Here is a 19,991-nt window from a genome sequence, read left to right on the forward strand (position 1 = left end):
GGCCTATAGGTTCCAAATAGCAAAGGAAAGGCTAATTTGGATTGAACCTTGCTACTAGTGCCACTAGACTTGATGCGTTTTTGAAATAAGCTCAAGAATGCCACGAGATCACATCAATCAGCTTGCCGCTTTCCTGGCCGTCGCCAAGGAACGGAGTTTCACGAAGGCTGCCGCGCGACTAGGGGTTACGCCGTCAGCCGTGAGTCACACTGTGACGGGACTAGAGGAGCGGCTCGGAGTGAGCCTGCTGTCACGCACGACGCGCAACGTAGCGGCGACGGATGCGGGTGAACGTCTGCAACGACGCGTCGGTCCGTTGATGGAGCAGATCGATGCGGAACTCGAAGACTTGGGGGAGCTGCGTGATAGGCCTGCCGGCATCATCCGGATCACCTGCACCGAGGCAGTTATCGAGACGGTGTTCCGGCCCAAGCTCGCCGCTTTCCTTCAGCAGTATCCAGACATCCAAGTCGAACTCAGCCAGGACTATGCGCTTACCGACATCGTTGGAGAGAAGTTCGATGCAGGCGTTCGCATCGGCGAGGCGCTTGAGCGGGACATGGTGGCCATACGCATCGGTCCGGATTGGCGGTTCAGCGTCATCGGTTCGCCGGCCTACTTCGAGCGCCGGTCCTCGCCGGCCACGCCTTATGAGCTCAGCAATCACAACTGTATCAATATTCGACTTGCTGCCGGCAGGTTTATGCGCTGGAAGTTCCGCTCCCCCGAAGACCGTGACCTCCATTTGCGTGTCGAGGGGCAGGCCGCATTCAATACCACCACGTCCGTGCTCGGTGCAGCACTCGATGGCATTGGTCTCGGCTTCGTGCCTCAGGAACTGGCTGCGCCGTACTTGGCCGATGGGCGCCTGGTGGAAGTTTTGACGGATTGGTGCCCAATGATCGACGGGTTTCACCTCTACTATCCCAGTCGGAAGCGAAAATCGCCTGCCTTCGCAGCCTTCATCGAGGCCATGCGGTACAGAGAATAGCCTTCTCGCAATTCCAAGCTACAAGCGTCCGGACGAACGAAGAGAAGGTCGTCAACCGTTTTTCGTTGAGATCGCCGGTCGTGCTTGCAGAGTTTGGCACAGGGGGCTGGAAAGAGGGCGCCTGAGCGCCCCGTTTTCAGCCCGCGCCGGTCATACCGGCGGCGGATTACGTTCCGCGAACTGACCGTTCCAATAAGGGTAATAGGGGTAAGGCGGGGTCACCGCGCTGGCCGCATCCAGACGCGCGATCTGGGCGTCGTCGAGACGCCAGCCGACGGCGCCGAGATTCTGCCGCAACTGGGTTTCGTCCCGGGCGCCGACCAGCACCGACGACACCGTCGGCCGTCGCAGCAACCAGTTGATCGCCACCTGCGGTACGGTCTTGTCGACTTCCTCGGCAATCTCGAACAACACATCCAATACCCGATACAGTCGTTCGTCCGGTACCGGCGGCGCGAACCCTTCCGTCTCGTGAAGACGGCTCCCCGCGGGTAGCGGCTGGCCACGACGAATCTTGCCGGTCAGACGCCCCCAGCCCAGCGGACTCCATACCAGGGCGCCCAGCCCCTGGTCCTGCCCCAGCGGCATCAGTTCCCACTCGTAATCCCGGCCCACCAGCGAGTAGTACGTCTGGTTGGCCACGAAGCGTGCATACCCGTAGCGCTCGGCGACGCTCTGGGACTTCATCAACTGCCAACCGGAGAAATTGGAAGCTCCCAAGTAGCGCACCTTGCCGGCCCGCACCAGATCATCCAGCGTCGACATGACGTCTTCCACCGGCGTCATGGCGTCGAAATGATGCAGTTGCAGCACATCGATATAGTCGGTTTCCAGTCGTTTCAGCGCGCGTTCGGTAGCGCGGATCAGGTGGTGGCGGGAACTGCCGACGTCGTTGGCATCCTCGCCGCTGCGCAACGACAGCTTGGTGGACACGATCACCCGGTCGCGGCGGCCTTTGATCGCCGCGCCGAGAATCGTTTCCGAGGCGCCGTCGGAATACACATCGGCGGAGTCGAACAGATTGACGCCGGCATCCAGGCAGATGTCGATAAGCCGTTTCGCTTGCTCTACGTCGGTATTGCCCCAGGCGCTGAACAGCGGCCCCTTGCCACCGAAGGTACCGGCCCCGAAACCCAATGCCGGCACCTTGAAACCGGACCGCCCCAGATAACGGTATTCCATCACACTCACTCCTGTTCGCAGGAAATTGACGGGGCGGGCTGGATGGCCGTGCCCCGATCTCGCTTGACTGCCCAGGCGGCCACTGCCAGCCCGGTCAGAGTGACCAATACGGCGGCGCCGGGCACGGCGGTAAAGCCGCCACCCTGCTCTATCACCACGCCACCCAGTCCGGCGCCCAGGGCATTGCCCAGGTTGAACGCGCCGATGTTGAAGCTCGATGCCAGGCTGGCCGCCCCTACCGCCCGGTTAAGCACCCACAGTTGCAAGGGCGCCACCGTGGCGAAGCCGGCCATACCCAGCAGGCCGACGAAGACCACCGCCGTCCATTGATACTCGAGCGCAAAAGGAAACAGACCCAGTACGGCGGCCAGCACTGCCAGTGTGATCAGCAGCGCCGGTGCCTGTCCCCGATCCGCCAGTCGTCCGCCGAGCAGGTTACCGACGATCATGCCGACGCCGAACACCAGCAGAATCAGCGACACTGCGTCCTGGGAGAAACCGGCGATGCCGGTCAGCATCGGCTGAATGTAGGTGAATACGGTGAACACCCCGGCGAAGCCGAGCACCGTCATCAGCAGCCCCAGCAATACCGTTGGTCGGCCGATCGCCGCCAGACTCGCGCGCCAGCCGGATTCCTCGCCGTCGCCGCTGTCGCGGGGCACCATGACCGCGATCACCAGGGTCGCCAGCACGCCCACGCCGGTGACCGCCCAGAAGGTGGTGCGCCAGCCGTATTCATGCCCCAGCCAGGCGCCGGCGGGTACGCCCAGCAGCGTCGCCACGGTCAGGCCGGTGAACATGATGGCGATGGCGCCGGCCCGCTTGTCCGGCGCCACCAGACCGGTGGCGACCACCGAGCCGACGCCGAAAAAGGTGCCGTGCGCCAGGGAAGTGACCACCCGGGCGACCATCAGCATGGGGTAATTCAATGCCAGCGCGCAGGCCAGGTTGCCAAGGGTGAAAATGACCATCAGCACCACCAGCACCGTCTTGCGCGGCCAACGGGTGCTGGCGATGGTGAGTAACGGCGCCCCCACGAACACGCCCAGGGCATAGCCGGAGATCAGCAGGCCCGCGCGACGGATGCTCACATCCAGATCCGCGGCCACTTGCTCCAGCACCCCCATGATCACGAATTCGGTGGTGCCGATGCCGAAGGCACCAATGGTCAAGGCGTAGAGCGCCCAGGGAACCGAGCGCGAAGAGGTTGCAGTCATCATCGAGACGTCCATCAAGGGAATGATGAGACGCATGCTAGACCCGGATTATCTTCCTTGATACCTTTATTATCTTTAATCACTTTCAATATTTTGTTGATAATGAGCCCGCCATGGACCGTCTGAGCGACATCGCCCTCTTTCTTCGCGTGATGGACCTGGGCACGATCAGCGCCGCCGCCCGCAGCCTCGATCTGTCATCGGCGGTGGCCAGCCAGCGTCTGCAGCGGTTGGAGAAAGGCCTCAACGTACGGCTGTTACATCGCACGACCCGACGCCTCCACCCCACCCCGGAGGGTCTGGCGCTGGCGGAACAGGGCCGCGACCTGGTGGAGGGACTGGAAGCACTCACCCAGGATCTACGCGGCAGCGCCGACAACGTCACCGGCACCCTGCGCGTCACCCTGCCCCACTCCTTCGGGCGCCAGTACATTTCGCCGCTGTTGCCGGAGTTCCTTAACCGCTACCCCAGGCTGGACCTGAGTGTCAGCCTGACCGACCAGATGGTGGACCTGGTGGGCGAGGGCTACGATCTGGGCATTCGCATCGGCGTTCTGGAAGACTCCAGCCTGGTGGCCCGACGCTTGGCCGACGACCGACGGGTACTGTGCGCCACTCCCGGCTACCTGGACCGCTACGGCACCCCGCAACGCCCCGCCGACCTCGCTGCCCACCAATGCCTGGTGCTTTCCAGCAACCGGCAGCGGCAGGATGTCTGGCACCTCACCGACAACCAGGGGCAAAGCGAGGCGGTACAGGTAGGCGGCCGCGTACGCAGTAATCAGGGCGAGATGCTCACCGAGGCGGTGCTCGGCGGCCTGGGTATCGCGCAGCACTCGGTGTGGCATATCCACGAATACCTGCGCAGCGACCAACTGAGAGTGGTGCTGCCGGATCACCGGCTAACGGAAACCGGCATTCACGCGGTGATGCCCCAGCGGCGACTGGTGCCGCCCCGAGTGCGGGCGTTCGTGGCGTTCCTGGAAGAGCGGCTCGCCGAGCACCCGGTCTGGGCGTTGCGACCGGAAAACCAGTAAGAGTCATTAGCCGAAAAAGCCCGGTTCGAGGCTGTAAGAAACGGTGGAAAACGTGTCCGGCCACATCGGCTTGTCAGAAGGCATGAGGTGTTCACGCCTCAGCGCGTTATTTGTTATCAATCCGCCCCGTCAGACGCATGACGTCACCCTTGGCCGGCGTCACGACGGTGTGCGGACGATCATGCTCCCAATATGTTCCTGCCATATCTCACCTGTGCTGCTGTGGCATAGCGGAAGTGGCAACAATGACTGTTCATACGCAATCTAGTGAGTTGCTTGTCTCACTGCACCGGGTGTCTGCCCGGTTTCGCGTTTGAAGGCGCGTGCGAAAGCGGCCTGGGAGCCGTAGCCAAGGCGTTCGGCGACCTGCTCCAGTGAGATATCCTGTTCGGCGATCCACTGCGAGGCCAGGCGCATGCGCAACTGAGTGACGTAGCCGAGCGGGGATAGGCCGAGCGTGGCTCGGAATCGTTCGGCGAAAACCGAGCGTGAGCTGCCCATCGTCGCGGCCATCTCGGCCACCGTCCAGGGGTGGTCGGGAGCGCGGTGAATGGCAGCGATCACCTTGCCGAGACGTGGGTCGCGCAGTGCCTCGACCCAGCCGCCGATGTCGCTACAGCCGCACTCTACCCAGCCGCGCACGATGCTGGCGGCGACCACGTCGGCCAGGCGCGAGAGAATGCTGGCGGCACCGGCACGCTCCAGTCTCGATTCTCGCGCCATCGCCTCCAGCATGGGCAGTATTTCCGGGTAGCGCGAGAGAAGCGTGCCAACATGCATGATCGTTGGCATCATCGAAACGAGCGGATGCATACCGCCGAGATCGAACTGCATGCAGCCGCTGAACAGGTGAACTGACTGGCGATCATCCGCGGCCGCTCCCGCACATTCGTCGACTCGGCTGAAGCCATCGCAGAGCGGAATGGCGTCGATTCGCTCGATATCCAGACTCTCTACCGTCGGTGACGAGAGGAGGTGGTGATCGCCGCCTCGCGGTAGCAGCACGGCATCGCCGGTGTCGAGGCGCAGACAGTCATCACCGACCTTGAGCGTTACCGGACCATGCGCGACGAAGTGAAATTGGGCACAGTGGTTGCCGTTATTGAAGTGGATGCCAAAGGGTGGCGTTACCTGAATGCAGCGATAGTTCAGTCCAGACAGGCGCATGCCGAGCAGCAGCTCGTTGATCCACTCGCTTGAGATGCGGTCGGGGAAAGGCGATTTTCTCATTTCGGACGATCGATCAAAAAATGGAGAGTAATGGTGATAGATTAGCCGGGAACGCAACCATAGTCTAGGCGTCATTATCACTGCTAAAGGTTGCTTTCGAGATGACGACGAACGACTCCCGCACCGTTTCCTCTTCGGTGCCCTCTCGCGCGGCCTGGAGCGCCGTCTTTTCTTTGACACTGGGCGTCTTCAGCCTGGTCATGGCGGAGTTTCTGCCGGCCAGCCTGTTGACGCCGATGGCTGAATCGCTGGCGATCAGCGAAAGTCAGGCGGGCCAGGCGGTAACGGTGACCGCGATTCTAGCGCTGCTCTCCGGACTGCTGGTGACATCGGCTACGCGACGCCTGGATCGTCGCCACGTGTTGCTGGGCTTCTCCGTGCTGATGATTGCATCCAGTCTGTCGGCGGCGTTCGCGCCGAATCTGGCCTGGTTGCTGGCCGGGCGCACGTTGCTGGGCATTGCGCTGGGCGGCTTCTGGGCGCTGTCCGCCGCTACGGTGATGCGTCTCGTGCCCGAACAGAGTGTGCCGAAAGCACTGTCGTTGATCTTTGCCGGCGTGCCCTTGGCCACCGTCAGCGCTGCTGCACTGGGGAGCCTGCTCGGCGATCTGATCGGCTGGCGCAACGTCTTCCTGCTCTCGGCCGCGCTCGCCGTACTGACACTGATCTTCCAGTTCTGCACATTGCCACGGATGGAGCCGAAACGACCAACGCCGCTGCGTACGCTGGTCGTGGTGCTTAAACGTCCAGGAATAGGAATGGGTATTGTCGCTCTCATTCTGGTGTTCTGCGGTCATTTTTCATTCTTCACCTATGTGCGGCCGTATCTCGAGGCCGTATCGAGCTCGGGTATTTCCGGTATCTCATCGATGCTGCTGGCGTTCGGGATCGCGAACTTTCTCGGTACGCTGGCGGCAGGCTACCTGCTCGAGCGCAGTTTACGCTTCACGCTGGCTAGCATGCCCTTGATCATGGGCACGTTGGGCTGGCTGATGGCCACACTGGGTGGCGTTTCGATCTGGTCAGCCGGGCTGATGGTGGCGCTGTGGGGCTTCGCCTTCGGTGCGGTCCCCGTTGCCTGGTCGAACTGGGTCACGCAGGCCGTGCCCGACGAAGCCGAGAGTGCCGGTGGGCTGGTATCGTCGTCGGTACAGTTGGCGATCGCGATGGGGGCCGTCATCGGTGGTGCCGCCATCGGTGTGGGCGGGGTGCCGGCCGTCTGCGCCGCGGCGGGTGTGTTGCTGCTGGCAGGCGCCACGCTGGTGTTGTTCGGCGTACGCACTCGTGCCCCCGCGCCGGTGGCTGAAGGTGCTGCCGGCTCCCCTTGACCCTGACACTAATGTCAATGCGCCAACCTTGTCCGGGTAACGGAGGGAATCATCCATGCAGACCCATGAAGCCGCCACACGTCTGGGCATCATGGTCCTGTTCGCCATCCCGCTCGGCATGGTGGCGTCATGCTCGGCCTGTGGGCGCTACTGGGTGGTATCGGTGCACCGGCACTGCAGGCTCATCTGGCGAGCCTCTCCGATGTCCGACGCGGCACCCCGCAACGCCCCGCCGATCTCACCGCCCACCAATGCCTGGTGCTTTCCAGCAGCCGGCAGCGGCAGGATGTCTGGCACCTCACCGACAACCAGGGGCAAAGCGAGGCGGTACAGGTAGGTGGTCGCATACGCAGTAATCAGGGAGAGATGCTCACCGAGGCGGTACTCGGCGACTTGGGTATCGCGCAGCACTCGGTGTGGCATATCCACGAATACCTGCGCAGCGGCCAACTGAGAGTGGTGCTGCCGGACCACCGGCTAACGGAAACCGGCATTCACGCGGTGATGCCTCAGCGGCGACTGGTGCCGCCCCGAGTGCGGGCGTTCGTGGCGTTCCTGGAAGGGCGGCTTGCCGAGCATCCAATCTGGGCATTGCGACCGGAAAACCAGTAAGAGCCATGAGCCGAAAAAGCCCGGCTCAAGGCTGTAACCAGTCACTGCCGCCGATTACCAACATGGGCGGCCTGGTCTATGGATGCGCCACAGTATCCAGATGGTCTACTGGCGACAGTACCGCAAGATACATCCTTTTCTAGATCTTCAAGCCCGGACTTATCCATGACTCCGTCAGCCTGCCATCCAAACCAGGTGAAGCACACAAGCAACAGCAATTGAGCCAGCGAGAAACCGCTAAAATCCTACCCCTGGACTCCTGCATAACGCCCGAATTAGGCCGCTCGCCGATAAGAGTAATCAACCCTCTGGTGGAAATTCGGTGAATTTGGGAAGCCTCGGATCCATACAATCCCAATCCGGCGATCGACTAGTAAAAATATCCATTTGTGGTTTGTAAAGAGAAAGATCATCAAGTGATCCTGCGCCAATCCCAAGCGTCCCCGGAACTGGTCCAGGCTTTTCAAATAGCGACGACCCACAATTTGGGCAGAACCCTCGCCACCCGGGCTCTCCGTTGCTGCCAGTGCTTTGGTAGTACTTGACCTCGCCTGTGACTTCAACAGAATCCTCGGGCACAAATAACACCGCTGCATATGCGCTTCCTGTCGCCTTTTTGCAGTTAAGGCAGTGGCAATTTCCAGCCATTTTTACCTCACCGGAGCATTCGTACTTGAGCGAGCCGCAAAGACAACTCCCGGAAAATTTCATATTCAACCTCCTGACTGATACGCAACATCTTGAATAGGACATCAGGCTGCCACCTGCGTTGTGTGGCCCAATGCCCCCAGCAGGTGCGAGTTTTTAGTGGAATCGAAGGCGTAATGGAAAAGACGTCGTGACTGTAATTGTTAACCATAGCCAGCTTCGCGCACCATTTCATTTGCCAAGACCCATGTACCATTGTAGGACGTTTCAAACTCCTTGGTGACCATAAAGTCATACTTTTGATACATGACTTTTGCTGGAACGTTATTCTTTGCGACGTAAAGTGTAGCGGAAGCTCCGGTCTGGGAAATCAAGTGCTCTAGTAAGCGTTTCCCAATCCCTCTTCCGCGAGAGAGTGGGTGTACATATAGCGCTTGGATCTCATTTTCAAGGACAGCCCCATACCCGAGGATACCGCCATCGTCATAAACGAATATCCTTGACTCCATCATTTCCCGCAAGCGCTCCTCGTCCTTTTCTAGGGGCAATAACTCGAATCTACCGTTTTCGTAACGAAACTCGTCTAGCTTTGACAACGAGTAAATCCCTGCTATTGCATCAAAGTCGCTATCCTGAAACGTTCGTATATTCATAAAGTCTAACGCCCGCCATCACCGGTGACAAAACCGCAGAAAATGGGTTCATAGAGCCAATTTACCCTTCTTGAACTGCTTGATTTCATTGATACCGTCAAGAATCTCTGCCCCAAGGTTCCTGTCACCCATTGTTGATTGCCTCCAGTAATAAATGGCTCTGACCCCACCACTCTTTCCCGAATCCGCTGGTGCCCATCGAACCGCGGGGCATCACAATTTTGTTCAATACGGTGTTCAGCCGCCATTGCAGACTGCGTTCATTGCGCTTCCAGGAGAACGACGATGAGCCTTTCCATGATATTGCCAATGTCGGCATTCGCTCTGGCGGCTTCCATTTCACCGGGCCCCGTGAATCTGGTGTGTCTGAGCAGTGGGACTCGCTATCCCCTCGCCAGGGGGCTGATGTTCGTGACCGGGGCCACCTTGGGGTTTGTCGCCCTATTCATCGCCATAGGGTTAGGGCTCTACTCGGTACTGGCGGTGGTGCCGGGATTGGAGGAAGCCCTGCGCTGGGCCGGTGTCGCGTTTCTTCTTTACCTTAGCGTGCGGTTGGCACGCGATAATGGCCGCCTCCCCGAAGATAACGCTCATAGGGCGCCAGGTTTCATGACCGGCGCGATAATGCAGTGGCTCAATCCCAAGGCGTGGCTGGCTTCCGCCTCGGGCATCGGGGCCTATACCAGTGGCAACGACCTACAGCAGGTACTGCTGTTTGCGGCACTCTATCTGCCTATCTGCTGGCTGTCATTGGGCAGTTGGGTCTATGCCGGCGCCTTCCTGCGCCGCTACATCCAGCGCCCCACGGTGCTGATAACGGTCAATCGAAGTCTGGCTGTCTTGCTCGCCGCCAGTTGTCTGTACCTGCTGATTGAGTAGGGTCCGTCGATACTGGTCCGGTGTGGCAGCCACCAGGCGCTTGAAGGTGCGCTGGAAATGCGGCTGATCGGTAAAACCGACATTCAATGCGGTTTCGGCAATGGGCGTGCCCTGTTTCAATTCGCGCTGCCCCAGTTGAATCCGGCGGTTTATCAAGTAGGCATGAGGGGTCAGGCCGAAGTGCTGCTTGAAGACACGGATGAGATGGCCGGGACTGTAGCCTGAGCGATTGCACAGCGTGTCCAGGGAAATTTCCTGTGTTGCGTGCTCGTCCAGGTAAGCCGCCAGTGCCTGCAGGATGTCCGGTGCCCTGGGCAGCGGCTGCGCCGGCTGGCCGGCCAGTTCATGCATCAGGGCGGAGAGGTATTCGACCACGACCGTCTGCTTGTCCAGCAGATCCCGCTGCGGGTCCAGTAAACAAGCCGCCATCCGGCAATATCCCTCATACCAGGTGGGATCGTTGATGACGGCCGTCGAAATGTCCTGCCAGCGAGGCGTCGTCAGCAGCCCGGCCGCGTAACGCAAGTCAGTCAGCCAGCCGGTATCGACATACAGCATCAGGTAGGCCCAGGGCTGATTGTCGATGGGGTTGCAGGCGTGCACCCACTCCGGATTCATCAATACCAGGTTGCCGGCACTGATCCGGTACTGGTCGTTACGGTAGCGGAAGGTGCTTTCACCTTCGGTGATGGCGCCCAGAGACCAATGCGTATGGCTGTGTGGCGCATAGCAGACCGTTCGACCGTCATCGACCTTGCGCAGCTCCACGTGGGGCATGCGTGAATCGCGCCAGAATAGCGGGTTATTCGGTTGCGGCATGGCCTGATGATCTCTTTCGTTAGCGCCCGTTCCTCGGGGCCGGCTACAGCGGATTATTATGCCGGATATCAATCCGAGTATTACAGATCCTTGTGCATGCACACGAAATGCGGTTCAAAACCGTGTTTCTCCCATACAGCGCGGGACCGCGGGTCATTCCATACCACACCTAACTCGACGCGTCTTACGCCCTGAGCCCGAGCATAGCCTTCTACGTACTCCATCAGCAATCGACTCACGCCGTGTTGCCTGAATGCCGGTGCCACATCGAGATCATGTACATATAGATACTCTCTCGGAACAAAGAGCGTCGACTCGCTCTGGAACGCGCAAGTGACATAGCCCGCCAACTGAGATTCGGTATGTGCGACCCAGCCGAATCGGCGCCGCGCCTCGAACTCCCTGGCTAGTTCATCAGTGAGTTCTTCAGCAGTGACGGCCGGTACATAGATACTTTCCGTCTCGGCCACCTCCGCGGTGCAGCCAAGCCACAACGCCGCGATGGATTCGGCGTCATCAGGAACAATCTTGCGCACCGACAACTCAGTCATGGCTTCCCTCTACTTTCGCCGTGATTGGTAAAGATTCCCACTTGGAGTGAAGAATTTTCTCGCCAGGGACGCAAATGGCGCCGCCGGGGCCGAGCCGGCAAACCGTATGCCGAAATCGCGCAGAGCAAGCTGGAACCGATTGGCCGGTAAAAATACGCCGACATTTCTGCGCCCGACCCTTTGGATACGAGCGATCTTCGGTCGCAGGTGGTACTCGTAGCGTTCAAGCGCGCCTGCAACATCGTTTGGTGTCGTCGTCAACTCTTCGGCGAGTATATAAGCGCCAGCCAGGGCCATGGACGCGCCCTGCCCCGCGATCAGGGATACGGCGTAGCCGGCGTCTCCCAGCAACACGACACGGCCCGAACTCCAAGCTGGCATTTCCACTTGGGAAACCTCGTCAAAATAGACGTCGGTCGTTTCAGAACAACGCTCCAGAAGGAATGGAACGTGCCAGCTCATTCCCGCGAACACCTCTCGAAGTTCAGCCTCGACAGTGCCTAAGCGATGCTCGTGTTCGGCCCTATACATGAAGATCGCGACCAATTTGCTGTCTCCAGTCGTCACCAGAGACACACTCCGATTCGGCTCGGTCAAAGTATAGGTCGTGTTCGATGCGACGTCCGGCACATGCGATCGATCGAGGATGTAGGCAGCAACGTGGCAACCGAGAAAACGAACGAAACGCTTCTCTGTACCGAAGGTCAACGCCCGGACCTGCGAGTGCAATCCATCGGCACCGACAACTAAATCGCACTCCTCCTCCGAGCCGTCGCTGAGAGCGACTCGGACGCTGCCGTCCTGTTGGTCAATAGACTGGATCGTGGTTGCGAAGCGCAAGTCGATAGCGTCGGCCGCATTTTCGTATAGAACACGCTCGATATCGCCGCGCATCAAATTGAGTTCGTGCGGACCTTCCAGTCGTTCCAGAGCCTTGTCCTCAACGGCAAATTTCTCTTCCCCTTGGGGGTTGAGGTATACCATACGGTCTGGATTGTGCTGTACGGCCTCGAGTGCAGGGAGTAAATTTGTACGCTCGGCGACTTCATAACCCGTTCCGACAAGTCCGAGCATATAGCCGTAATCGCGCAGAGACGATGATTTCTCCACGACGATAGGTCGGTAGCCCTTCCGGCCCAGGCAATGAGCCAGAGCGAGACCCGCGATTCCAGCACCTGAAATTAATACTTTCATAAAACTCTTCTGTGCATCTTTGCACCGTATAACGCCTGAACTAAACCGCGCGGCGAAGTCGGCTGGCACCAAATCCTCGCACGACATCGACGCCTATGAAGAGCAGATGCGCCGGTTGATGCCGGGCTGGGCCGCTTTCGACCTACGCATGATGTTCCAAGGCTACTGCGAACGCAGCTTCGTCGCGAACGATGGCGACATCAGGATATTGACAGACTTGTTGGGCCATCCTCCGCGCAATTACGCAGATTTTGCGCGAGAGACTTCTCGCATTTGGCAATAGAGGCGTGGCTAATCGGAGTTTGTCGGCATCGGAGCTCTTTTGCATGCTACGAACTCCCCTTTGCCAACCGGAACCAGAGCCGTCGTGAATTCTTCGGTGCCAGCTACGGCATGCATGAAGGCTTCTAATTCCGATGCATGTGAAACCGCGTTGTCACAAATCAGCAGCCCACCTGGACGAACCAAAGCAACGATCTCTTGTGCAACATCCGCGTATTGCGAGCGATCGGCATCCAGGAAGACCAGATCAAACCGTTGATCCGACTGCTTGAGGTAACTGCTGGCATCCGTCTTCACTATCGTAATCTGATGACCAAGCTTCGCCTTTTCGAAATTACTGGTCGCCTCTTCTATCTTTTGAGGAGATACCTCCACAGTCGTGACATGCCCATCGTCGGGTAGAGCAGAAGCTAGCCATAGCGTTGAATATCCATTTGACGTACCGATCTCTAGAACGCTTTTAGCCGCACTAGCTTTAACTAACACTGCTAAAAATTGTCCAGTATCTCTCGTGATGTTGAGATACTTCCGCTCCCTCTGCGTCGCAAGTGCATCGTTGTCTTGACCTAGTCGCTCTAGCTCTTCAAGGATCAACTCAAGCTCCATGATGGGGTCCTCATTCATAACGTCGCAATCACGTACTTAACGTCGTCTGTCTCGATACACTCAGCATTTAGCTTGCTAGCAATCGCTCTACCAAGTGTGCTGGTTTCGGAATCAGCGGCGCCAGTAATGAGAATATGCATTTGCATAGACCTAACGTCCGGCACGAGCTGCGGCTGCAAAGCGGTCGCGCTCCATACCGTTATTAGGCGGCGAGACCTTGGCGCTAAAAGTTCTTGCCGTCGACATGCTGGCTGTTCAGCTCCCTTGGATTCACTCCGGACAAGCAGTTGACGTTTATGGCGACAGTCGGTGATCCATCGGGCATCTCGCCGTAAGCAAAGCTCTCAACCCCACAGTTGCTACAGAAGAGGTGGCGGATCACTTGCTTGTTAAAAAGGTACTCGGTTAGCTCCTGTTCTCCGGATTTCAACCGAAAGTTCTCCAGTGGTGAAAATGCCAGCACAAAGCCCATACGCTGACAGCGGGAGCAATTGCATGTGATCGTATTTTCAAGATCTACGTCAACTTCATAGTTCACGGCGCCACACTGGCAGCCGCCATCGTAATGTGAAAGTGCCATTGCTTTATCTCCTTTTCAGTTCGTTACATACGTCCACGCAGATGGTCCTACCCACGGAAAGTAGACACTCAGTTATGCGCATCTTTGCTCATATTCCACCGGGCTGATATAGCCCAAGGCGGAGTGGGGGTTCAGTGACCAAGCGAAACACCTGATCACAGGAAAGACCGATCTTTTCACATCAGACAACGAAGACACTCAAACCGCTCCCGGATCAGAGGGCGGCTTGGAGTCGTCTGACTGACTCGGCAGCGCTCGCGGCGCTTGCCTAATCCCCAAGTAAGTGTCGAACCATCCAAGCATCGGTTAGAGATTATCTATACTCTTCAAGATGAACGACACGCGCTCATTAACATTGTTACGCGGAACTTCTATTGTTTCGTAACCCCATTGCAAATACCAACGTTTCAGACCTTCAAAAACCTTTATGGATTCCTCAAAACTTTGGTCACGCTCTGAGTCTTTACCGTAAATTTCTTCCCATGGAGGAAGAAGAAAGACGACGTCGTTATATGGGAACTGTTGAACGTATTGCGCGATTTCATCGCTTGCTAATGCGCTCTCCGCCTCAAGCATATACAGCGCGTCCAACACCCCACGATCAAAGAACATGGCATGGTCGCAGGTAGTTGCATCCCGATACTTTGCCATATCCGAACTCAGAATCTCTTGGGCAAAGGCAACGGGATCTGGTCGAGGTGATAACCCCGCTGCTAACCGTTCTTTGATTATCCTACGGGCAGACTCCGATACGATGCGATATCCGCACTCCGCTAGGGCACTAAGGATTGTAGTTTTGCCGCCACCGGGACCGCCGGTGACTACGAATCGACGGTTCATCTCACTCCTAACGCCGAACGAATCGGCGGCCCGTCAGGGGCGTCCGCCTTTGTTGCCCCCTGCAAGTAGCTAACCATAAGCCAATGCTTTCACCACGAGTATCAGGTGAAATCAACAGCATTTCGATGTTGTCATCTTGTACGCTGCAGAATCCCAGAGGAACGATCTGGGACACTGGGTCAGGCCCTATGCTACAGATCCGATTCATGGTTTATACCGTCACTAATCGGAAGGTTACCAATATCATGCGGATTTACGCCCGCCAAACACCCAATATTGAATCCATATACATTAGGATTAGAGCGCGTTTGATGATGCGTGTAGATGCCACAGTTCGAACAAAAATAGTGCTTGGCAACCCGCGTATTAAACTGATAGAGCGTAAGGTACTCTGCGCCTTTAATGATGCGTAGACCACTCAATGGCACATAGGCCATCACTGCTCCTTTGCGCGCACAAATGGAACAATTACACCTTTTCGGGTCAACAAGACCCTCAGGCAGGTCAAGTTCGAGTTCCACCATGCCACAGTGGCAAGTAGCCCTGTGCTTGCGGTGAATCTCAACGCCGCCTACTTGTTTGAGCACTGCGATGGCCTCCCTTTACCCTAACTTAGTGCGCCTTACGAACCTTATAGCCCCTTTCCATATATATCCCCATGTCGTGGTCATAGATGCCTTTCTTGGTAGTTAGCCGATACATGTCGGCATCGATGCTATAAGTCCGTAGAGGGGCGCGGACCTCCTTCACCGATCGACATCTACGGTTTGGGTGCAAGTGGTCCAAAGAACCCAACGATGCGATGCAGCTTGCCATCGGTGGCCAACTCACCAAAGTCAATTCCCTCCAGAAGTGGCTGCCCATCCGCAAGCAGCATACGGAAAGTGAAGCGAAGCTTCTCGTGATGCATATCGACCCCGCTGGTAAGTTCACAGTGGACTCCCGGGAATTGCTCAAAAATCCCACCAATGTGATCAACGAGTTCCTTTCTACCTGCGACGTGTGCAGTGGGATCGGTGTAAGTGCCGTCCTCAGCCCATACGCGTTCAAGCAATTGCTGTCTGAGCGCGCGATCAGGTTCGCTCCACGCCCCCGTGTAAAGCGTAATCAGTTCGGATAGCTCCATGCTAACTCTCCTCTTTGCGGTTGCGGGAAGCGGTTCGTTTTAATGACGTGCTGAACGGCCCCATCACTACGTACCACGCGATGGCAAGGCACTGCGACCGCAAGCTTGTTGGCCTCGCACGCCTGCGCTACGGCACGCACGGCATTAGGAGAACCGATCTGGCGAGCAATCTCAGCATAACTCACGGTATGACCCGGTGGCACGGAGCGCAGCGCATTCCAAACACGCTGCTGAAAAGCAGTACCCTGAATGTCCAGGGGGAGCTCAACGCCACTTTCCGGAGCCTCTATGAAGGCAATGACCGACTCAATGATTTCAGTGAGTTCTGGCCCACCCGCCTCGAGGCACGCTTTGCTAAAACGCTGACGTACTTGAGCGGGCAAAGCTTCCGGATTGTCGCCAAACTCGATGGCACAGATCCCGCGATCGGTCACTGCCACTATGACCCAACCCAGAAAGCACGGTGCAATCGCATAACGGATTGTCAGCCCTGCAGCCCCTTCCGGTACGCGGACGGGGTCATGGCGAGACGCTCCCGGGCATTGTCATAAGCGCGGCTGTTCGAACTGAAACCTGCGTCGTAGATAGCCGCCGTGACGGTGATTGTTACATGGCAATCACTCCATGCCTTTGAAATTCGACAATGAAGCCACTCGGTCTAGCCATGCTAGAACGGCCGGATAAGCCTCCAACGCAAAGCCGCCCTCGTGAGCTACGTGTGTGTATGCATAAAGCGAAATGTCCGCAGTAGTAACGTTCTCACCTGCTATATATGGTGTTTTCCCAAGCTGTTGCTCCATGACTTGCAACGCCTTGTGGCCGCCAGCTTGCTTTGAGGCATATTCGTCGACCTTTTCCTCAGGAAGCCCAAGGTACTTATTGATGAAGCGAGCTACCGCGATATACGGCTCATGGCTGTATTGTTCAAAAAACTGCCATTGCAGGACGCGTGCTTGAGCCAGACCGCCCTCTGGATAGAGAGCGGACCCGCCTGCCAGGTAATTGATAATGGCGTTTGACTCAGCAAGGGTCTCGCCCTCATAGAGCTCGAGCAAGGGTATTTTGCCATTGGGATTCTTTTTCAAGAAATCGTCAGACTTAGTGCCGCCAGCCAGGATATCGACATCAATCCATTCGTGGTCAATATTCAGCAGACTACAAACGAGTTGAACCTTGTAGCAGTTGCCTGATTTGGTATCACCGTAAATTTTCACGCACTCTCCTTTGCGATGTAACGCGAAGCCAAGTGGCGCCCTGACAAGGGCGTCCGGTGGAGGCTGAAGGCCGGAAAAATGCAGCGCCTTGTTAAAAGGGACCAAGCTCGCCCCCTTAGTTTTCGGAAGCGGTCGAGCCAAAAAGACGAATTGCTGATCAGCCACACTCCAATGGCTAACTGCACAACTAACCCAACTGGAACTCCCCCGAATTCCTGACGCAATCACCAGACACCAACCGCGCCACCAAACCGGGCAACGCCGCGTCGATGTCCAACTCGGGCAACGCATCTTTCAGGGCGATATGGCTTTCCGGCAGGAAGCGTTGGGAATCTCCAACGGCGGCCTGAAAGGTGTTGACGACATCCACCAGTGCTTTCGGTTGGCCTTCGACCTGCATGGAGCCGTGTACCAGCAGTGCCATGTCGCGGCTTCCTCGTACTCGCCGCCAGCGCTGGGCCGTGCCGACCAGTTTGCGTTCGTCGATGCGTACGTTGAAGCGGCCATCACAGTAAGCCCCCGGTACGTTGCCGAGATCCGCCGAGGCCACGCCCAGTAAGCGGAGCCATTCGCACCAGGGGGCGCCCAGGCGGTGATAGCCCCATTCGAGATGTGCCGCCGAACTGCGCACCTGGCAGCGAACGGCGAGCGCCACGTTGACGACCATCGGCCCCAGCGGTACCGGTGTGCCGCCGGTGGCGCGGAACAGTACCGGCCAGCCCATGTCCGCCAGTCGTTCCTGTGCCTGGGTAAACCCGTCGAGGCGCTGATGACGGCGCGGCATCACCAGCGCGTGGTCGCTTGGTGACCATGCCAGGCAGCCCAGCGAGCGCTCGCCTTCGCAGACCGATTCCAGCAATGCCTCTTCCGCGGTGAGTCCGGCTTCAACGGTGGGATGTTGCCGGAGGTGGTCGGTTGTCGTCATGTGAGGTTCCGATGATTTGACTTACGATGCAGGCAAGAGCGGCCATGTGACATGAGCAATCAGCATCAGCATTCCGAATCGAGTCCTTCGAGAACAGTCTTTTGCGTGGGCCCGATGGCATATCGCCGACGATAGGCCTGTGGGCTCATTCCCGTCTGCTGCCTGAATAGCTCACGGAAGTAGGTTACGTCACCGTAGCCAACGGCACCACTCACCTCCTGAACGGTTCGTCGTTCACTTTCCAGCAGTTGTCTGGCGACGTTGATGCGTAGTTGATGAACGTAAGCCATCGGTGTCTGGCCGGTTGCTGTCTTGAAACGCCGACCAAAATTACGCGGACTCATGCATGCTTGGGCGGCAAGACGGTTTATCGAAAGTGGCTGGTCGAAATGGCGAAAAAGCCATTCCTGAGCCTGAGCGATGCGTTCATCGCCATGGCTTGCATTGGGTGGCTCCGCCGCATAACCGATCTGCCATGTTCGAGGGGTTTCCAGCACCAATGCCTTGGCCGTTTGCAACGCGATACGATGCCCATAGCACTTCTCGACCAGATAGAGGCTGAGATCCACCGCGGCGTAGACCCCGCCACCACAAACGACGTGGTTCGCTTCGGTCAGTATTCGTTCCGGTTGCCAGCGGACCCGAGGGTAGCGTCGGCGGCAAGTTTCAACCACGCCCCAGTGGGTTGTTGCCACCTGGTCATCGAGAAGACCGCTCTCGGCAATCAACGCCGTTCCGGCACAGGCACCGGCGATCCATGTTCCTTGTCGATGCCAGTGACGCAACCAGGGATACAGACAGGCATGGGCAGGGGCCGCAGAGGCAATATCGACTCCCACTGCAGCGAGCACGATCAGATCCGTGTTGCCGACATCATCGATGCAACCGTCGGGGTCCAGATGCAATCCGAATCCGGTTTGAACAGCGCGACCATCCAGGGACACGGTTTGCAATCGGAACAACGGATGCGCCGGTTGGCCGTACAACTCGTTCCACAGGATGCCGGCACTGTTGAAGACTTCTATCGGTGCCACCGCCGTGGAAGGGGCTCCGCCGGCCACGAGCACTACCGTTACGTCATACATGATCACATACCCAAGGCAACGCTGACCTTGAATGTGTGCCGCTTCTTCGGGTTTGGCAAGGCGTAAACCCGTGTTGACGAAAACACCCCTACTATCTGGCCGATCTCCCACTACCTGAAATGACGTTCAGACGCCACGCTTCAAGTCATGGCAATCACGAGTCTTGAGGAGGTAATGATGACTACGCCATCCACGTATTGCGGGAGCTGTTTCTGCGGTGCCGTCCGCTTCACGGTTTCCGGTGCTCCGGAAGCCATGGGCTACTGCCACTGTGAGTCCTGCCGTCACTGGTCCGCAGGGCCGGTCAATGCCTTTAGCCTATGGAAACCGGAATGCCTTCGGATTACCCAAGGCGCGGACCATATTCGCACCTATAGCAAAACCCCGGATAGCGTGCGTCAATGGTGCGATCGATGCGGTGGTCACATTTTCACCGAGCATCCGGCATTGGGGCTTGTCGATGTGTATGTCGCCGTCATCCCCGAGTTACGTTTCGCCCCCGAGATCCATGTCCATTATCAGGAGGCGAGGATGCACATGACCGATGGTCTGGAGAAATTCCGCGATGTTCCACTGGAAATCGGCGGTTCGGGCGAACGGGTGACTGAGTGATCCTGTGATGATGACCGGCCTGCTTTCCGGTGCCGCTTCGTGTCGCACTCGCCGTAGACATCGTTCCCCCCATCAACCACGGCACCTCGTGGCCTGGATTCATGTGGGAGCGACTTCAGTCGCGATCAGCCGTGTCACCCAGGCAGGGCTAACCGCCCTGCATCGCGGTTGAAACCGCTCCTACGAACTCCAGAACCACCCGCTCCCGGAGCACGGGTCTTGTAGGAGCGACTTCAGTCGCGATTAGCCGTATCACCCAGGCAGGGCTAACCGCCCTGCATCGCGGTTGAAACCGCTTATATGGACCCGTCCCGTTGTGCAAGCCCGAATCGCCATGGCCGGGGTGAGACTGCACGCTTATATCCGGCCTGTTAGCGGCA

At 57.9% G+C, this 19,991-nt stretch carries 22 protein-coding genes and 1 pseudogene; 6 read left to right on the forward strand and 17 right to left on the reverse strand.

Going from position 1 to position 19,991, the window contains the following annotated elements; genetic code table 11:
* Nucleotides 1-97 precede the first annotated feature (97 nt).
* The gene (locus tag FVV99_RS17550) at nucleotides 98-991 is read left to right on the forward strand and encodes a LysR family transcriptional regulator (protein ID WP_148255429.1); all 894 of its coding nucleotides are present in this window, start codon (nucleotides 98-100) and stop codon (nucleotides 989-991) included.
* 150 nt (nucleotides 992-1,141) lie between these two features.
* Here FVV99_RS17550 and FVV99_RS17555 read toward each other — a convergent pair whose 3' ends face one another.
* Nucleotides 1,142-2,173 carry an aldo/keto reductase gene (locus FVV99_RS17555; RefSeq protein WP_148255430.1) on the reverse strand — a complete coding sequence of 344 codons (1,032 nt, stop codon included), beginning with the start codon at nucleotides 2,171-2,173 and terminating at the stop codon, nucleotides 1,142-1,144.
* 5 nt (nucleotides 2,174-2,178) lie between these two features.
* On the reverse strand, nucleotides 2,179-3,426 hold the full coding sequence (locus FVV99_RS17560; protein WP_236645459.1) for an MFS transporter: 1,248 nt from the start codon (nucleotides 3,424-3,426) through the stop codon (nucleotides 2,179-2,181).
* A 77-nt stretch (nucleotides 3,427-3,503) separates the two neighbouring features.
* Between FVV99_RS17560 and FVV99_RS17565 the strand changes: the two genes are divergently transcribed.
* Nucleotides 3,504-4,427 (forward strand): LysR family transcriptional regulator, encoded by a 924-nt coding sequence (locus tag FVV99_RS17565; RefSeq protein ID WP_148255431.1) that lies wholly within the window; start codon nucleotides 3,504-3,506, stop codon nucleotides 4,425-4,427.
* Nucleotides 4,428-4,691: 264 nt separating this feature from the next.
* Here FVV99_RS17565 and FVV99_RS17570 read toward each other — a convergent pair whose 3' ends face one another.
* Nucleotides 4,692-5,657 (reverse strand): AraC family transcriptional regulator, encoded by a 966-nt coding sequence (locus FVV99_RS17570; protein ID WP_236645460.1) that lies wholly within the window; start codon nucleotides 5,655-5,657, stop codon nucleotides 4,692-4,694.
* Nucleotides 5,658-5,758: 101 nt separating this feature from the next.
* Here FVV99_RS17570 and FVV99_RS17575 point away from each other — a divergent pair, with 101 nt between their 5' ends.
* Complete coding sequence (locus FVV99_RS17575; protein ID WP_148255433.1) at nucleotides 5,759-6,985, forward strand: MFS transporter; 1,227 nt, start codon at nucleotides 5,759-5,761, stop codon at nucleotides 6,983-6,985.
* A gap of 129 nt (nucleotides 6,986-7,114) precedes the next feature.
* Nucleotides 7,115-7,597, forward strand: a complete 483-nt coding sequence (locus FVV99_RS17580; RefSeq protein ID WP_236645461.1) for a substrate binding domain-containing protein — start codon at nucleotides 7,115-7,117, stop codon at nucleotides 7,595-7,597.
* Nucleotides 7,598-7,897: 300 nt separating this feature from the next.
* Here FVV99_RS17580 and FVV99_RS17585 read toward each other — a convergent pair whose 3' ends face one another.
* Nucleotides 7,898-8,308, reverse strand: coding sequence for a GFA family protein (locus FVV99_RS17585; protein WP_201745151.1), 411 nt, complete (start codon nucleotides 8,306-8,308; stop codon nucleotides 7,898-7,900).
* A 140-nt stretch (nucleotides 8,309-8,448) separates the two neighbouring features.
* The gene (locus FVV99_RS17590) at nucleotides 8,449-8,898 is read right to left on the reverse strand and encodes a GNAT family N-acetyltransferase (protein WP_148255434.1); all 450 of its coding nucleotides are present in this window, start codon (nucleotides 8,896-8,898) and stop codon (nucleotides 8,449-8,451) included.
* Between the two features lie 285 nt (nucleotides 8,899-9,183).
* Between FVV99_RS17590 and FVV99_RS17600 the strand changes: the two genes are divergently transcribed.
* The gene (locus FVV99_RS17600; protein WP_148255435.1) at nucleotides 9,184-9,777 is read left to right on the forward strand and encodes a LysE family translocator; all 594 of its coding nucleotides are present in this window, start codon (nucleotides 9,184-9,186) and stop codon (nucleotides 9,775-9,777) included.
* Here the strand turns inward: FVV99_RS17600 and FVV99_RS17605 are convergent.
* The 12 genes and pseudogenes from FVV99_RS17605 to FVV99_RS17660 all read right to left on the reverse strand — a co-directional run.
* Nucleotides 9,766-10,596: pseudogene (locus FVV99_RS17605) on the reverse strand (helix-turn-helix domain-containing protein); the annotation flags it as partial. The gene FVV99_RS17600 and the pseudogene FVV99_RS17605 sit on opposite strands and share 12 nt — an antisense overlap.
* Before the next feature lie 80 nt (nucleotides 10,597-10,676).
* Nucleotides 10,677-11,147 (reverse strand): GNAT family N-acetyltransferase, encoded by a 471-nt coding sequence (locus FVV99_RS17610; RefSeq protein WP_148255436.1) that lies wholly within the window; start codon nucleotides 11,145-11,147, stop codon nucleotides 10,677-10,679.
* Between the two features lie 9 nt (nucleotides 11,148-11,156).
* Entirely contained in the window at nucleotides 11,157-12,341 is a 1,185-nt protein-coding gene (locus FVV99_RS17615) for an FAD-dependent monooxygenase (RefSeq protein WP_161599044.1), read from the reverse strand.
* Nucleotides 12,342-12,632: 291 nt separating this feature from the next.
* Nucleotides 12,633-13,229 (reverse strand): O-methyltransferase, encoded by a 597-nt coding sequence (locus tag FVV99_RS17620; protein ID WP_148255438.1) that lies wholly within the window; start codon nucleotides 13,227-13,229, stop codon nucleotides 12,633-12,635.
* A gap of 223 nt (nucleotides 13,230-13,452) precedes the next feature.
* Nucleotides 13,453-13,809 carry a GFA family protein gene (locus FVV99_RS17625; protein ID WP_148255439.1) on the reverse strand — a complete coding sequence of 119 codons (357 nt, stop codon included), beginning with the start codon at nucleotides 13,807-13,809 and terminating at the stop codon, nucleotides 13,453-13,455.
* A 306-nt stretch (nucleotides 13,810-14,115) separates the two neighbouring features.
* Nucleotides 14,116-14,649, reverse strand: coding sequence for an AAA family ATPase (locus FVV99_RS17630; protein ID WP_148255440.1), 534 nt, complete (start codon nucleotides 14,647-14,649; stop codon nucleotides 14,116-14,118).
* A 191-nt stretch (nucleotides 14,650-14,840) separates the two neighbouring features.
* Nucleotides 14,841-15,236 (reverse strand): GFA family protein, encoded by a 396-nt coding sequence (locus tag FVV99_RS17635; RefSeq protein WP_148255441.1) that lies wholly within the window; start codon nucleotides 15,234-15,236, stop codon nucleotides 14,841-14,843.
* A 173-nt stretch (nucleotides 15,237-15,409) separates the two neighbouring features.
* Nucleotides 15,410-15,775, reverse strand: coding sequence for a nuclear transport factor 2 family protein (locus FVV99_RS17640; protein ID WP_148255442.1), 366 nt, complete (start codon nucleotides 15,773-15,775; stop codon nucleotides 15,410-15,412).
* Nucleotides 15,757-16,263: a methylated-DNA--[protein]-cysteine S-methyltransferase gene (locus tag FVV99_RS17645; protein ID WP_407921361.1), complete on the reverse strand. Its 507-nt coding sequence runs from the start codon at nucleotides 16,261-16,263 to the stop codon at nucleotides 15,757-15,759. Before FVV99_RS17645 ends, FVV99_RS17640 begins: the two co-directional genes overlap by 19 nt.
* 129 nt (nucleotides 16,264-16,392) lie before the next feature.
* A complete protein-coding gene (locus FVV99_RS17650; RefSeq protein WP_148255443.1) occupies nucleotides 16,393-16,989 on the reverse strand; it encodes a glutathione S-transferase family protein in 597 nt (198 codons plus the stop codon).
* A 187-nt stretch (nucleotides 16,990-17,176) separates the two neighbouring features.
* Nucleotides 17,177-17,914 (reverse strand): lipoyl protein ligase domain-containing protein, encoded by a 738-nt coding sequence (locus FVV99_RS17655; RefSeq protein WP_148255444.1) that lies wholly within the window; start codon nucleotides 17,912-17,914, stop codon nucleotides 17,177-17,179.
* A gap of 65 nt (nucleotides 17,915-17,979) precedes the next feature.
* Nucleotides 17,980-18,999: a GlxA family transcriptional regulator gene (locus FVV99_RS17660; protein WP_092567444.1), complete on the reverse strand. Its 1,020-nt coding sequence runs from the start codon at nucleotides 18,997-18,999 to the stop codon at nucleotides 17,980-17,982.
* A gap of 177 nt (nucleotides 19,000-19,176) precedes the next feature.
* Here FVV99_RS17660 and FVV99_RS17665 point away from each other — a divergent pair, with 177 nt between their 5' ends.
* Complete coding sequence (locus FVV99_RS17665; protein WP_148255445.1) at nucleotides 19,177-19,611, forward strand: GFA family protein; 435 nt, start codon at nucleotides 19,177-19,179, stop codon at nucleotides 19,609-19,611.
* Nucleotides 19,612-19,991: the final 380 nt, after the last annotated feature.

Origin of the sequence: Aidingimonas lacisalsi (genome assembly GCF_008079445.1) — a bacterium.
GTDB classification, from domain to species: domain Bacteria; phylum Pseudomonadota; class Gammaproteobacteria; order Pseudomonadales; family Halomonadaceae; genus Aidingimonas; species Aidingimonas lacisalsi.

Bases quoted from the DNA above. Each gene is read 5' to 3' on its own strand.
- FVV99_RS17660 (WP_092567444.1), bottom strand. From the start codon at position 18,999: ATGTATGACGTAACGGTAGTGCTCGTGGCCGGCGGAGCCCCTTCCACG.
- FVV99_RS17610 (WP_148255436.1), bottom strand. From the start codon at position 11,147: ATGACTGAGTTGTCGGTGCGCAAGATTGTTCCTGATGACGCCGAATCC.
- FVV99_RS17585 (WP_201745151.1), bottom strand. From the start codon at position 8,308: ATGAAATTTTCCGGGAGTTGTCTTTGCGGCTCGCTCAAGTACGAATGC.
- FVV99_RS17630 (WP_148255440.1), bottom strand. From the start codon at position 14,649: ATGAACCGTCGATTCGTAGTCACCGGCGGTCCCGGTGGCGGCAAAACT.
- FVV99_RS17565 (WP_148255431.1), top strand. From the start codon at position 3,504: ATGGACCGTCTGAGCGACATCGCCCTCTTTCTTCGCGTGATGGACCTG.
- FVV99_RS17560 (WP_236645459.1), bottom strand. From the start codon at position 3,426: ATGCGTCTCATCATTCCCTTGATGGACGTCTCGATGATGACTGCAACC.
- FVV99_RS17620 (WP_148255438.1), bottom strand. From the start codon at position 13,229: ATGGAGCTTGAGTTGATCCTTGAAGAGCTAGAGCGACTAGGTCAAGAC.
- FVV99_RS17665 (WP_148255445.1), top strand. From the start codon at position 19,177: ATGACTACGCCATCCACGTATTGCGGGAGCTGTTTCTGCGGTGCCGTC.
- FVV99_RS17550 (WP_148255429.1), top strand. From the start codon at position 98: ATGCCACGAGATCACATCAATCAGCTTGCCGCTTTCCTGGCCGTCGCC.
- FVV99_RS17590 (WP_148255434.1), bottom strand. From the start codon at position 8,898: ATGAATATACGAACGTTTCAGGATAGCGACTTTGATGCAATAGCAGGG.
- FVV99_RS17640 (WP_148255442.1), bottom strand. From the start codon at position 15,775: ATGGAGCTATCCGAACTGATTACGCTTTACACGGGGGCGTGGAGCGAA.
- FVV99_RS17625 (WP_148255439.1), bottom strand. From the start codon at position 13,809: ATGGCACTTTCACATTACGATGGCGGCTGCCAGTGTGGCGCCGTGAAC.
- FVV99_RS17580 (WP_236645461.1), top strand. From the start codon at position 7,115: ATGCTCGGCCTGTGGGCGCTACTGGGTGGTATCGGTGCACCGGCACTG.
- FVV99_RS17655 (WP_148255444.1), bottom strand. From the start codon at position 17,914: ATGACGACAACCGACCACCTCCGGCAACATCCCACCGTTGAAGCCGGA.
- FVV99_RS17575 (WP_148255433.1), top strand. From the start codon at position 5,759: ATGACGACGAACGACTCCCGCACCGTTTCCTCTTCGGTGCCCTCTCGC.
- FVV99_RS17555 (WP_148255430.1), bottom strand. From the start codon at position 2,173: ATGGAATACCGTTATCTGGGGCGGTCCGGTTTCAAGGTGCCGGCATTG.
- FVV99_RS17600 (WP_148255435.1), top strand. From the start codon at position 9,184: ATGAGCCTTTCCATGATATTGCCAATGTCGGCATTCGCTCTGGCGGCT.
- FVV99_RS17570 (WP_236645460.1), bottom strand. From the start codon at position 5,657: ATGAGAAAATCGCCTTTCCCCGACCGCATCTCAAGCGAGTGGATCAAC.
- FVV99_RS17615 (WP_161599044.1), bottom strand. From the start codon at position 12,341: ATGAAAGTATTAATTTCAGGTGCTGGAATCGCGGGTCTCGCTCTGGCT.